Source organism: Kribbella sp. NBC_00709, from assembly GCF_036226565.1.
In the GTDB taxonomy this organism is placed as follows: domain Bacteria; phylum Actinomycetota; class Actinomycetes; order Propionibacteriales; family Kribbellaceae; genus Kribbella.
This window is the reverse complement of record NZ_CP108996.1, coordinates 3,157,425-3,170,046: the sequence shown is the minus strand read 5'-3', so window position 1 is coordinate 3,170,046 and position 12,622 is coordinate 3,157,425. Positions and strand designations below refer to the sequence as shown.

The window sequence follows — 12,622 nt, the reverse complement described above, 5'->3', positions numbered from 1 at the left end:
CACAGAGGGGGATCTGAGCGGGCAATGAACCACCACCCACCCAGTCCGGTCGGCCGTGCACTCACGGTCGTCCTGGGTGCTCTGCCCTTCATCGTGATCACTTTGCTGGTGTTCGGGCACTGGCCGCCACTGGCACGCTGGGACCAGTCCGTGGCCGACCGGGCCGCGGCGTACGGCGCTGTCCGCCCGAACGTGGTCGACTTCTGGCAGGTCATCGGGGCCGTGGTACTGCCGTGGACCTCCCGCGCCGTGATCGTGGTCGTCGCCGCCTACCTCTGGCGCCGACGGGCCCGGCTGCTGACGATCTGGCTGCTGGTGACCGCGGGCGCCGAGCTCGGCCTGGTCGAGGCGGTCCAGTACATCTTCACCAGAGCGCATCCGGCCCAGGCGCTGGTCGACGCCGACGGCTGGTCGTACGTCGCCGGCCACGCGACGGCCGCATTCGTCATGGCCGGCGCGCTCGGGGTCGTGCTGCCGTCGGTGCGCGGCTGGCGGCGGCGGTTCCGGCTGCTGGTGCTGCTGCCGGTGATCGCGGTGGTGTGGATCGCGTCCGCCGACCGGATCGCGCTGAACGTGCACTACGTGTCGGACGTGCTCGGCGGCTGGGCGCTCGGGCTGGCGATCCTCACCGCGACCTCGATCGGGTTCGGTCTGCGGCCCGGGCTGCGCCGCCGACGCCGCCGTACGCCGTCCGACGGTGACGGTACGGCGGCTCCGCCGCGGGCAGCCGTCATCGTGAACCCGATCAAGGTCGGCGACGGGGTGGCGTTCCGGCGGAAGGTCACCCGGGCACTCGAGGTCCGCGGGTACGACGACCCGCTGTGGCTGGAGACTCGCGAGGACGACGCCGGGAACGCGATGGCCAAGCAGGCGATCGAGAACGAGTCGGATCTCGTGCTGGTCGCGGGCGGCGACGGTACGGTCCGCGTGGTCTGCTCGGCGCTCGCCCACACCGGCATCCCGGTCGGGGTGATCCCAGCCGGCACCGGCAACCTGCTCGCCCGCAACCTGCACATCCCGCTCGACCTCGACGACGCGCTGGAGCGGATCCTCGAGGGCCGCGACCGGCGGATCGATCTGGTCCGGGTACACGGCGACGAACTGGACACGGACCACTTCGCGGTGATGGCCGGGCTCGGGCTGGACGCGGCGATCATCTCCGATGCACCACCCCACCTGAAGAAGCAGATCGGCTGGACGGCGTACCTGGTGTCGGCGGCGAAGAACATCAACCACCCCTCGGTGCGCGTCACCCTCGCACTGGACGACGAGGAGCCGATCGACCGGCGCGTGCGGACGGTCGTGGTCGGGAACGTCGGCATGCTGCAGGCGAACATCCCCCTCCTACCCGACGCCCGCCCCGACGACGGCCTGCTGGACGTGGTCGTCATCGCGCCGCGGAGAGTGACCCAGTGGCCGATCGTGCTCTGGCGACTGATGACCCGCACCAACCGCACCGACATGTACCTCGAACGCTTCACCGGTCGGAAGGTCGAGATCCACGCTGCGGTCGACGTACAGCGACAGCTGGACGGCGATCCGATCGGCCCGGGCCAGTACCTGTCGTGCGAGATCGAACCTGGGGCGTTGACGGCTCGGGTGCCGAAGCGTCGGTAGATGGACCTCCATGCATGCAAAACCTGCATCAAGACCAGGTCGGGCCGCTCAGTCCACCGGACCCACGCGGCTTTTGCATGCATGCAGGTCCACTTAGTCGACCGTGGGCCCGGCTTCCTTCTGCAGCGTGTCGATGGCTTCTTGTTCTTCCGGCGAGAGTTTGGACTCGCTCGCGAAGGACTTGATCTCCTTCGCGTACGTGCGCGCATCGGCGCGGCTGTTGATCGACGTCAGCACGACCCCGTCGCCGTTGTTGTCGAGGATGGCCATCGACCACGACAGCTTGCCGCCGGTTTCGCCGAACGCGTCGTACCGGACGACGGCGAGGTGCTGGAGCGTTTCCTTCAGTTCGCCGCGGGTGACGGCGAGCTCCTTGCCGAGTTTGCGCAGTTCGGACTTCACCGTGCCGGGTTTGGGCTCGGGTTCCGACTGCGGTTCGGGCTCCGGGAGGGGGACGGGTGCCGACTTGTCCGACGTGACGGTCCGGGCCCGGAGGGCCTGGATGGCGAAGACCAGGGCAAGCACCGCCACGAACAGGGCGGCGACCCCGAAGGCACCGGCTAACGTCGAAGACACGCACGAGAGCCTAAAGCATCCGGTGTTATGCCTGAGTGTTCAGGCGATCGCACAGCGTGTGTGGACGAGACGGATGCGGTACGTCGGGCCGCGGCAACGTAGATTCGCGGCGTGACACATTTGCCTGATCAGGGCCCACAACCGGGCGTCCACGACCTCGGCTATGCCCGCCTCGACACGGACCGCTTGGAGCGTACCGGCGACGCGGAAGTCGTCTACGGGGCCGGCAAGACGCCGTCTCAGGTGGTGGAACTGCTGCGGACCTTGCACGCCACACACCCGGGGCACGCCGTGCTGGCGACCCGGCTGACGGACGAAGCGCAGGAGGCGGTGAGGGCCGCGCTGCCGGAGGCGGTTGTCGATCCGGTCGGTCGTACGGCGGTGCTCGGCGAGCCCGGCGTACTGCGCGGGACGGTCGCCGTGGTCGCGGCCGGTACGTCGGATGCGCCGGTGGCAGCCGAGGCGGCGACGACCGCTCGGGTGTTCGGGGCTGACGTGGAGATGATCACGGATGTCGGCGTCGCCGGGCTGCACCGGGTGCTCGGCGTACGGGAGCGGCTCGATGCCGCGGACTGCCTGATCGTCGTGGCGGGCATGGAGGGCGCGCTGCCGAGTGTCGTCGGCGGCCTCGTCGGCGTACCGCTGGTGGCGGTGCCGACGTCGGTCGGGTACGGCGCTTCGTTCGGCGGGCTGGCCGCGCTGCTCGGGATGCTCAACTCCTGCGCGCCGGGGGTGTCGGTCGTGAACATCGACAACGGGTTCGGGGCCGGTGTGTTCGCGGCGCGCGTCGCCCGCCAGTCCGCTCCCCGCGAAACGAAGGAAGCCTGATGCGCATCGCCTGGATCGACTGCTCCGCCGGCGCCTCCGGCGACATGCTCCTCGGTGCGTTCATCGCCGCCGGGGCCGACCTGACGGCTGTCAATGCCGCGGTGGCCGCCGTAGACCCGTCCCTCTCGGTCAAGGTCAGCCAAACGGCTCGGCACCAGATCGCCGCCACCAAGGCCACCGTGGAGGTCAACGGCGAACCCCACCCGGAGAACACCCCGGACGCCGGACACGGGCATGCAGCAGGCCACGGCCACAGCCACAACACCGACGATGAAGCCGGTCATGGCCACGGACACGGGCACGAGGCGACGCATGTCCACTCGGGTCCCACACGCGCGTGGGCTGACGTCCGCGAGCTGCTCCAGCAGGCGACGCTCAACGACGCCGTCCGGGCGCGGGCCCTCGACACGTTCGCTCGGCTCGCGCGGGCCGAAGGCGCGGCCCACGGCGTCGAGCCGGACGCGGTCCACTTCCACGAGGTGGGTGCCCTGGATGCGATCGCGGACATCGTCGGCGTCGCAGCCGCGTCCGTGTCGCTCGACATCGACCGGATCTTCGTCTCCACCGTGGTTCTCGGTGGCGGCGGACAGGTGCGCGGTCAGCACGGCGGCATCCCGATCCCCGGGCCCGCGGTCCTCGCCGTACTGTCCGAGGCCCAGGCGCCCGTCACCGGCGGCCCGGCGCCGTACGAGATGACGACGCCGACCGGAGCCGCCCTGCTGGCGACCCTCGCGGACGAGTTCGGCTCACTCCCGCCGATGCGGATCCAGCAGACCGGTGTGGGCGCCGGCGGGCGCGACCCGGTCGAGGTGCCGAACATCCTGCGGATCGTGCTCGGCGAAACGACCGACGATTCGGCCACCGAGCTCGTCTACGAGACCAACGTCGACGACCTCGACCCGCGGATCTGGCCCCAGGTCCTGGCCCGGCTGATGGAAGCCGGCGCCGCGGACGCGTGGCTGACCCCGATCCTGATGAAGAAGGGCCGGCCGGCACACACCCTGTCGGTCCTGGTCGGCAGCGCGAACGCCGAGATGGTCCGGGCAGTGGTCCTGTCCGAGACCTCGGCGATCGGGCTGCGTGAGTTCTCGATTCGCAAGCACGCCGCGGATCGGGAGTTCGCCACCGTCGACGTCGAGGGTCAGCGCATCCACGTCAAGATCGCGCGGTACGGCGGTCAGGTGGTCAACGTCCAGCCGGAGTACGAGGACGTGGCCGCCGCGGCGTCCGTCCTGAAGAAGCCGGTGAAGTCCATCCTCGCCAAGGCGGTCGCGGCCGGCCACGACCTCTGGGGGTAGTTAGCGGGCTTCGGCCTTCTGCGGGACGGCCTTCTGTTTGCGGCGCGGCCAGTCGTACGGCCACCACTGCGCGCCACTGCGTCGCGCCCAGACGATCAGCCCGATCAGCACCGCCAGCTCGACCGCCGGGCAGAGGGTGTCCCGCAGCCGTGCGCTGAAGAACTCGAGCGAGTCGGACAGGCTGGCCGCGACCTGACGCGCGTTCGGGTCGCGGCCCGGTACGTACGCGATCGCGAGCATCGTCGTCCGGACAACCATCAGACCGTCCACCTTCGACGCCGCCACCGCGGCCAGCGCGACCCAGGCGATCACGTCGTACCAGGGCAGTGAGTACATCGCGGTCAGGACCCAGGCGATCGCGTAGATCGCGGTGTACCGGATCGCGGCCGGTGTCGGGTCGTCCGGATGCGTCTGCGGCACCAGCGACTTCGGGAACACCTGCGTGAGCAGGATCGCGACCACGATCAGGCCGACCCACGCGAGGATCGCCAGGAAGGTCCGGACCAGCCCGTTCGGCAGGAACAGTGTGAAGAAGCTCAGCAGCACCTTGTGCGGCGTCCCGGTCGAGATGAACGACGTCTGCGAGCGCGCCTGCTGGAACGCCTGCAGGCCGACGATCGCGTACAGGCCGCCCATCGCGATCACACCGCCGCCGCAGAAGAACGCGGCCTTGCGCCGATCGGCACGCAACGCCCACAGCATCGCAATGCCGACCAAGCCGATCGACAGCTTGGTGCAGCCCGCGACTCCGATCAAGATGCCGGCCAGGAACACATGCCGCCGGAACGCCACCAGCGCGATCACCGCGAACATCACCGCGATCGCATCGTTGTGCGCGCCGGCCAGCACGGACCACAGGATCAGCGGGTTCGCGAGGCCGAGCATGATCACACGCCGGCGGGCCGGCAGGTCCTTCCCGACCAGCTTGACCAGCAGCAGACCGGTGACCACCAGACTGATCCCGACCGACAACTGCAGCATCCACACGGTGAGCTGTGCCGAGTTGCCCCCGATCAGCGACGACAGCCACTGGATCCAGGTCGCGATCGGTCCGTACACACTGCGCGCGCCCTGCCACGGCCGCTCGGTCGCGGCGATGACCGGGTCGTACCCGAGCCGGATCGTGTCGGCCGGCGAGGCCGTGTACGGGTCGCCGCCGAGCGCCATGATCCGCCCGTACGCCGCGTAGATCAGCACGTCGCCGGAGGCCATGGGTGGCACCAACGTGATGGCCGCCGTCGTACCGATGCCCAAGGCGATCAATCGGTCGACGCGCGGGGCCCAGCCGTGCCGAAGTGCCTTGGTGGCAAGGAAAACTCCGTACCCACCGAGCGCGATCGCGACATAGATCATCACCGACACGAGCCAGTCGTTGGCGTGGGCGTCGAACCAGTACGACGGGAGCCACGGATGCCGGCCGGTCAACGTCAGCACGACGACCGACGGACCGAGCAGGCCGACCGCGACGACCAGCGCCGTACACACCAGGTACAGGGCGACAGCCCGGCGTCCGTACTTCCGTCCCAGCTCGAGATCAGTGCTCATTGCGCGGACTTCCGCGGGAAGAGACTGCGTAGCGACGGTCCACCACCGTCCGCGGGCAGCGCGCTGCGTGCGGACAGCGCGCGCCGGACGTGCAGGTACTGCTTCGCGCGGTGCAGTTGACCGCGCAGATCAGTCCCGGTCGCGCGGTGCCGGACCTCGATCGGCACTTCGAGAATGCGGAAGCCCTTCCGGCCGAGATCGATCGTCAGCGCGGTCTCGACGCCGAACCCGTCGGCCAGCGGTACGGCGGAGTCGAACGCGGCCCGGGTCAGGCAGCGCTGCCCCGACAACGGCTGCTCCGGCGCCCAGCCGGTCGCCTCCTCGATCCCGGACCGGGCGAGCCGTACGACGAATCCGTGGCCACCGGCCTTCGACCCGTCGGCCCGCACCTGTGCGGGCAGCGTCCCGATCGTCATGTCGGCGCGGCCGGTCTGCACCGGCTCGATCAGCGGCCCCGCCCCGGAGGCGGTGTCGGTCAGGTCGGCGTCGAGGAACAGCAGGTGCCGCGCGCGGGCGCCGTCCCGCTCCGCGACCGCCGCTGCGCCCGTCTCCATCGCCGCGGCCTTCCCCCGGTTGCGCTCGTGGCGGACGACGACGGCTCCGGCGCGCTCGGCGGCCTCCGCCGTACCGTCCGTGGAGCCGTCGTCGACGACCACGACCAGGTCGACCCCGATGATCTTGTGCACCGCGTCGACGGTCGCCGCGATCCGCTCGGCCTCGTCCTTCGCCGGGATCACGCAGGCGACGGCACGCTCGAAAGGTTCGGGGTGAAGATCATGACCGGACACAGCACCGCAGCCTAGTTCCTCTCCAGCCGAACGACCTCGTCAGCGCCATCCGGCTGTGGATATTCGTCCTTTCGTACGACGTCCCGATCGGCCAGGCGGCTGGTGGATATCGGCCAGGTGGCAGATGTTCCGCGGTGGCCGCGACGGCAGGATCTTTGGTGTGAGCCGAACGCGAACCGACAAGCCCGAACTGAACGACCGAACCGGAAGAGGTACCGAAATGACCCGCACCGTGACCGCCAACATCTCCCTCTCGCTCGACGGCCGGGTGAACGGAGCAGGCGGCGACTACGACATGAGCTGGATCGTTCCGCACGCGATCACCGAGGGCGCTCGCGACCACATGCTCCGGGTGACCGAGCCGGCCACGACCGCGCTGCTCGGCCGGAAGAACTACCAGGGCTTCGGCGGCTTCTGGCCGGCGGTCGCCGACGACGAGAACGCGGCGCCGCAGGACCGGGCCTTCTCGCGCTGGCTGAACGAGACCGAGAAGGTGGTCTTCTCCACGACACTGACCGAGGCACCATGGCAGAACTCCCGGATCGCCGACGCCGAGCCGGCGGACGTGGTCAAGCAGCTGCGCGCCGAGGACGGCGGCGACATCATCGTGCTGGCCAGCACCAGCGTGATCCAGGCGCTGCTGGCCGCCGACGAGGTGGACCGGTTGAGCATCACCCTCGACCCCGAGCTGGTTGGCGGCGGGGCGCGGCTGTTCGAGGACGGCCTGCCGGCCACCTCGTGGAAACTGACCGACTCCACCCCCACCGAGTCCGGTGCCCTCTGCCTGCTCTACGACCGGGTTCGCTGACCGACCCATCCTGGTAGATTGTCGGACAATCAGACAGATTGATCGTACTGCCGTAGCGTGGTGGGCACAACGGAAGCGAAGGGGCGGACGGATGACTGAGGCGCGGCAGGACAGCGGCAAGGCGTACGGCGTCGACAGTGAGGTCGGTCCGCTCCGGACCGTGATGCTGCACCGCCCCGGGAACGAGCTCCGCCGGCTCACCCCACGGAACAACGACAAGCTGCTGTTCGACGGCATCCCCTGGGTCGGCCGGGCCCAGGACGAGCACGATGCGTTCGCCCAGGCGCTCCGGGACCGCGACGTGGAGGTGCTGTACCTCGGTGAGCTGCTGACCGAGGCACTCACCGATCCAGCGGCCCGGGCCCAGGCGGTCGCCGGCGCGATCGAGGACCTGCGGCTCGGCGACACCCTGCGCGACTATCTGCAGGTATCCCTCGGCGCGCTGGATCCGGCCGAGCTGGCCGAGGCGCTGATGGCCGGCGTACGCAACGACGAGGTTCGGGCGGGTGGGCTCGTGACATCGCTCCTCGCCCACGAGGATTTCCTGATCGACCCCCTGCCGAATCTGCTCTTCACCCGCGACTCGAGCCTGTGGATCCGGGATTCGGTGGCGGTCACCTCGCTGGCGATGCCGGCCCGGATGCGCGAGACACAGCTGACCGAGCTGATCTACACGTTCCACCCGCGGTTCGCCGGCGCCAACAAGGTGTACGGCCACCAGTTGGAGCATGTCGAGGGCGGGGACGTGCTCGCGCTCGGTCCCGGCGTACTCGCGGTCGGGGTCGGGGAGCGGACCACGCCGGCCGGGGTGGAGCGGCTGGCGCGGCGGGTGTTCGCGAAGGATCTGGCGCACACGGTTCTCGCCGTACCGATCGCTCAGCAGCGCGCCACGATGCACCTGGACACCGTCTGCACGATGGTCGACACCGACGCCGTGCTGATGTACCCGAACATGGCCGAGGAGATGCGGGCGCTCGCGGTCACCACCGACGGCGACCAGCTGCACATCGCGGAGTCCGAGCCGTTCCTGGTCGCGGCGGCGAAGGCGCTGGGCATCGACACGCTCCGGCGGATCGACACCGGCCTCGACCCGGTGACGGCCGAGCGGGAGCAGTGGGACGACGGGAACAACACCCTCGCCCTGGCGCCGCGGGTCTGCATCGCGTACGAGCGGACCGTCGAGACCAATGCGCGGCTGGAGGAGTCCGGCATCGAGGTCATCCGGATCTCCGGCTCGGAGCTCGGCTCCGGCCGGGGTGGTCCGCGCTGCATGTCCTGCCCGGTGCTCCGCGCTCCGGTCGCCGTCTGAGCGCTCGCTCCGGCCGCCACGTGAGCCCTACGACACGCGGAGTGAGATCGGGGGTTGTGGCGGACGACCTTCGTGAGTACTCTTCCTGTCTAGGCCCAGGCCCTGTTGCTCCCCCGTCAGCAGGACTTGGGCCGTCCACGTTTCTGGGCAGATTTTAACGATCATGGCCTAGACCACTCTTGGCAAACGAAACGCCCGGCTGAAGACTTCAGCCGGGCGTTCGTGCGTGATTCAGCGGATGGTCAGCTGGCGGCTGGCCAGTCCGGCGCGGGCGGCGCGCTCTTCCGTCGTGAGCGCGGCCTCGGTGGCCAGAGCCTTCTCCAGGGCGGTCGCGAAGTCGGCGGCGGGCTTCTCGACGTCGGCGGCCTCGGTGCCGGCCGGGAGCTCCCAGACCGGCGCGAGTACGCCGAGGGCGCGGAAGGAGCCGATCAGCCGGCTGCCGTCGATCAGCGCGGACGAGCCGGCCGCGTGCAGGCGGGCGAGCGCATCGAGCAGGGTGTCCTCGGTGTGCGGCATCACCCAGCGCAGGTAGATGCGGTCGCCGATCTGCGTCCAGTACGCCGCGTCGACCGACTCGAGCCGGACCGTCGGAGCCGCCGCGGCGTTCGCGCGCTCCAGGCCCGCGGCGACCTCACCGGTCGGGTCCTCGACGTTCTCGCCGACCCAGTAGTCGAAGCCCTCGTGCACCTTGACCTCGAGCGGCTTGGACGTGTCGATCAGGTCCTGCAGCCGCGGACCGTCCTTCATCAGGTCGCCGAGCTGGATCGGGTTGCCCGGCTCGGTGTGCATCGCGGCGGTGATCGCGTGCCCGAGGTCGCGGCTCGGGTCGCCCGACGAAGCGTGCGTCTGCAGACCGATCCAGATCGTCTCGTCGTCGCGCACCAGGCCCGGCATCGCCATCGGCAGCAGCGTCACGAGGTTGACGACCTTGCCTGCGTTGTCGCCGGTCAGCTCCACCTCGACCGTGCCGGACGGGACGATCTCGCGGAACGCGATCAGGTCACACTCGGCCGGCAGGCCCTCGAACGGCCGCACCACGAACGCGTCCGCGGCCTGCGCCTGGTCCTTGCCGTGGCACTGCTTGAACCGCTTGCCCGAACCGCACGGGCAAGGCTCCCGCGGACCGACATCCACCAGGTCGGCCGGGTCGAGGGTGACGGTCGTCGTGTTCTTCGCGCGCTGCCGCGACTTCTTTCCCATAACAGCGCAGTCTTGCAGCCAAGAGCACTCAAGAGCGAACCCGCCGAAGCGGACAACAGAAGGAAGGGAGCACCCGGGAGCGAACCCGGCCGAGCAGAGAAGGCGGACTAGCTCGGGACGATTGCGTGGACCGTGCGGTGATGGGCGGCGGTCCGGACGTCCCAGCCGGAGGTGAGCATGTCGACGATCGCGAGGCCCCGGCCGCCGATCGATTCGGGATGGGTGTCATTGATCCGCTGCGGCTCGGTGTCCCCGCGTCCGTCGGTGACCTCGACGTGGATCCCTGCCCGGTCGATCCACCAGGCCGCGCGGACCTCACCGTCCGGCAACGGCGGTGCGTACCGGATCGCGTTCGACAGCAGCTCGGAGAGCACCAACTGCGCGTCGTCACACGCGGATTCGGTGACCCGGTAGCGCTTCAGGTAGGCGGCCAGACGGCGACGGGCGTCCGCTACCGCGGACACTTCATGCGGCAGTACGACGTCCACGACGCTAACGTCGGCGGGCAGGGTCGCAGAGGACAAGCAGGGTCTCCTCAATGATCGGTTCAGCCACAGGGACATCTGCCCACGATCAGGGTCCGGAAAACACCCGCAGGTATTCCGTTACATAGCCCGGCGGAGAACCGACCTATAACCGGAGAAACCGTAACGAAATCGACGGAATTGAACGTTGCAATAACCGCCCGCATTCGCCTCACTACGTATCCAGACCACGTGACACATGCCACACATAACCGTTCCGGTGTGTCACAAACCAAGAGCTCAGGTACGACGTCCTACTTCTTCCGGCGGTTCCGCGAGGACCTGCAGAGCCAGGTCCGGGCGGTCGCTGATCACCACGTCGACCCCGATCTCGCGGCAGCGGCGCACGTCCTCCGCGGCGTTCACCGTCCAGACGTGCACCTGGTGCCCGTGCTTCTGCGCGCGGTCGACGTACTCCGGGTGTGCGGTCACGATCTCCAGGCTCGGACCGGCGTACGACACCCCGGTCGGCAGCGAGCCGTCGCGGAAACGCAGCGGGATGCGGTCCATCAGCAGGACCGTGCGCAGGCCCGGCGCCGCCGTCCGCATCCGGCGCAGCGACAGCCAGGAGAAGCTCATCACCCGGACCGGCGACTCCGAACCGAGTTTCGGACGGGCCCAGCCGTAGCGGTCGAGGGCCTCGATCAGGCGCCGCTCGACCAGCCCGGCGTACCGGGTCGGGTGCTTGGTCTCGATGGCCAGCTCGACCGGCCGGCCGGCGTCCCGGACGGTCGCGAGCAGCGTGTCGAGCGTGAGCACCTTCATCTCGTCGAGATCGGGCAGGTCCGCCTCGTCGTCGAGATCGGCCCACGGGCGCTTCCAGGAGCCCCAGTCGTAGGCCTCGAGCTCGGCCAGACTCATCGTCGACAGCACGCCCCGGCCGTTCGAGGTGCGGTCGATGCGCCGGTCGTGGACGCAGACGAGGTGACCGTCGGCGGTGAGCCGGACGTCGCACTCGAGTCCGTCCGCGCCGACCTCGATGGCTCGGCGGTACGCCGCGAGGGTGTGTTCCGGATTGACGTCACTGGCGCCGCGATGGGCGACGACGCGCGGGAGCTTCCGCATGAAAGAAACTCTTTCACACGATAGGTGAGGATTGTCGACATGGACATGCGGGCGATCGTGCTGGACGGGCCGGTGCAGCCGGAGGAGTTGCGGGTACGACGGGTCGCCGTACCCGAGCCGCGCGCCGGGTGGGTGCGGATCAAGGTGGAGGCGTTCGGACTGAACCGGTCGGAGTACCACCTCCGCGCCGGCCTCGCGACGAACGCCCGATTCCCGGTCATCCCGGGGATCGAGGCGGCCGGGACGGTCGATGCGGCGCCAGGCGGCGAGTTCGCGCCGGGGCAGCAGGTGGTCGCGATGATGGGCGGGATGGGCCGGGCGTACGACGGCGGGTACGCCGAGTACACCGTCGTACCGGCGTCGTCGGTCATCCCGGTGACGACCGACCTCGACTGGGCCACCCTCGGCGCGCTGCCGGAGATGCTCCAGACCGCGCACGGCTCGCTCTACACCGGGCTGGCGATCGAGCCGGGCCAGTCGTTGCTGGTCCGCGGCGGTACGTCGTCCGTCGGCGTCGCGGCCGCCGTACTGGCGAAGGAGCACGGGCTGACCGTGCTCTCCACAACGCGAAATCCGGAGCGGCTCGAGGTTCTGCGCGAGCTCGGCGTCGATCACCCGATCGTTGACGATGGCAACGTTGCGGAAAAGGTGCGGGAGATTGTTCCCGGCGGTGTCCACGCGGCGCTCGAACTCGTCGGCACGAATGTCTTACCGGACACGTTGAAAGCGACCGCGATCCACGGCACGGTGTGTTTCACCGGAATGCTCAGTGACACCTGGACGATCCCGGACTTCTACCCGATGGACTATCTCCCGAACGGCGTCCGGCTGACGGCATACGGCGGCGAGAGCTCCGACCTGCCGGCCGAGGCGTTCCAGCGGTACGTCGACCTGGTCGCCGCGGGCAAGCTCCCGATCCGGATCGACCGCGTCTTCACCATGGACGAGATCGCCGAAGCCCACCGCGTGATGCAAGACGGCAAGGCAGTCGGGAAGCTCGTCGTACGCGTGAGATAGGACCCCCGCCTGAGTGGGCTGGTGCTGGGTCGGCCACCTGGCGGGCC

The 12,622-nt window shown here is 69.5% G+C and carries 12 protein-coding genes; 6 read left to right on the top strand and 6 right to left on the bottom strand.

All coding sequences use genetic code 11. The annotated features are described in order from the left end of the window. Positions 1-93: 93 nt before the first annotated feature. Complete coding sequence (locus tag OHA18_RS15580; protein ID WP_329004800.1) at positions 94-1,617, top strand: diacylglycerol kinase family protein; 1,524 nt, start codon at positions 94-96, stop codon at positions 1,615-1,617. Between the two features lie 93 nt (positions 1,618-1,710). Here OHA18_RS15580 and OHA18_RS15575 read toward each other — a convergent pair whose 3' ends face one another. After that, positions 1,711-2,193, bottom strand: coding sequence for a DUF4446 family protein (locus OHA18_RS15575; RefSeq protein WP_329004799.1), 483 nt, complete (start codon positions 2,191-2,193; stop codon positions 1,711-1,713). Positions 2,194-2,304: 111 nt separating this feature from the next. Here OHA18_RS15575 and larB point away from each other — a divergent pair, with 111 nt between their 5' ends. Continuing rightward, positions 2,305-3,021, top strand: coding sequence for a nickel pincer cofactor biosynthesis protein LarB (gene larB, locus OHA18_RS15570; protein ID WP_329004798.1), 717 nt, complete (start codon positions 2,305-2,307; stop codon positions 3,019-3,021). Continuing rightward, entirely contained in the window at positions 3,021-4,319 is a 1,299-nt protein-coding gene (gene larC, locus OHA18_RS15565) for a nickel pincer cofactor biosynthesis protein LarC (protein ID WP_329004797.1), read from the top strand. Before larB ends, larC begins: the two co-directional genes overlap by 1 nt. Here larC and OHA18_RS15560 read toward each other — a convergent pair whose 3' ends face one another. Both OHA18_RS15560 and OHA18_RS15555 read right to left on the bottom strand, forming a co-directional pair. Then, entirely contained in the window at positions 4,320-5,864 is a 1,545-nt protein-coding gene (locus tag OHA18_RS15560; protein WP_329004796.1) for a DUF2029 domain-containing protein, read from the bottom strand. Further along, positions 5,861-6,601 (bottom strand): glycosyltransferase, encoded by a 741-nt coding sequence (locus OHA18_RS15555; RefSeq protein ID WP_329004795.1) that lies wholly within the window; start codon positions 6,599-6,601, stop codon positions 5,861-5,863. The genes OHA18_RS15560 and OHA18_RS15555 overlap by 4 nt, the downstream gene beginning before the upstream one ends. 271 nt (positions 6,602-6,872) lie before the next feature. Between OHA18_RS15555 and OHA18_RS15550 the strand changes: the two genes are divergently transcribed. Together OHA18_RS15550 and OHA18_RS15545 are read left to right on the top strand one after the other, a co-directional pair. Beyond that, the gene (locus tag OHA18_RS15550; RefSeq protein ID WP_329004794.1) at positions 6,873-7,460 is read left to right on the top strand and encodes a dihydrofolate reductase family protein; all 588 of its coding nucleotides are present in this window, start codon (positions 6,873-6,875) and stop codon (positions 7,458-7,460) included. Positions 7,461-7,551: 91 nt separating this feature from the next. Then, positions 7,552-8,769, top strand: a complete 1,218-nt coding sequence (locus OHA18_RS15545; RefSeq protein ID WP_329004793.1) for an arginine deiminase — start codon at positions 7,552-7,554, stop codon at positions 8,767-8,769. Positions 8,770-9,000: 231 nt separating this feature from the next. Here OHA18_RS15545 and OHA18_RS15540 read toward each other — a convergent pair whose 3' ends face one another. The 3 genes from OHA18_RS15540 to OHA18_RS15530 all read right to left on the bottom strand — a co-directional run bounded on the left by OHA18_RS15540 (position 9,001) and on the right by OHA18_RS15530 (position 11,558). Beyond that, on the bottom strand, positions 9,001-9,969 hold the full coding sequence (locus OHA18_RS15540) for a DUF5926 family protein (RefSeq protein ID WP_329004792.1): 969 nt from the start codon (positions 9,967-9,969) through the stop codon (positions 9,001-9,003). A gap of 107 nt (positions 9,970-10,076) precedes the next feature. Then, positions 10,077-10,493 (bottom strand): ATP-binding protein, encoded by a 417-nt coding sequence (locus OHA18_RS15535; RefSeq protein ID WP_329004791.1) that lies wholly within the window; start codon positions 10,491-10,493, stop codon positions 10,077-10,079. A 240-nt stretch (positions 10,494-10,733) separates the two neighbouring features. Then, positions 10,734-11,558, bottom strand: a complete 825-nt coding sequence (locus OHA18_RS15530; protein ID WP_329004790.1) for a glycerophosphodiester phosphodiesterase — start codon at positions 11,556-11,558, stop codon at positions 10,734-10,736. A gap of 39 nt (positions 11,559-11,597) precedes the next feature. On the opposite strand from OHA18_RS15530, the gene OHA18_RS15525 reads away from it, so the two are divergent. Beyond that, entirely contained in the window at positions 11,598-12,575 is a 978-nt protein-coding gene (locus OHA18_RS15525; protein ID WP_329004789.1) for a zinc-binding alcohol dehydrogenase family protein, read from the top strand. Positions 12,576-12,622 lie beyond the last annotated feature (47 nt).

What these genes read in the sequence shown, in the direction of transcription:
- larC (WP_329004797.1), top strand. Translation starts at nt 3,021, where the DNA reads ATGCGCATCGCCTGGATCGACTGCTCCGCCGGCGCCTCCGGCGACATG.
- OHA18_RS15560 (WP_329004796.1), bottom strand. Translation starts at nt 5,864, where the DNA reads ATGAGCACTGATCTCGAGCTGGGACGGAAGTACGGACGCCGGGCTGTC.
- OHA18_RS15550 (WP_329004794.1), top strand. Translation starts at nt 6,873, where the DNA reads ATGACCCGCACCGTGACCGCCAACATCTCCCTCTCGCTCGACGGCCGG.
- OHA18_RS15545 (WP_329004793.1), top strand. Translation starts at nt 7,552, where the DNA reads ATGACTGAGGCGCGGCAGGACAGCGGCAAGGCGTACGGCGTCGACAGT.
- OHA18_RS15540 (WP_329004792.1), bottom strand. Translation starts at nt 9,969, where the DNA reads ATGGGAAAGAAGTCGCGGCAGCGCGCGAAGAACACGACGACCGTCACC.
- OHA18_RS15530 (WP_329004790.1), bottom strand. Translation starts at nt 11,558, where the DNA reads ATGCGGAAGCTCCCGCGCGTCGTCGCCCATCGCGGCGCCAGTGACGTC.
- OHA18_RS15525 (WP_329004789.1), top strand. Translation starts at nt 11,598, where the DNA reads ATGGACATGCGGGCGATCGTGCTGGACGGGCCGGTGCAGCCGGAGGAG.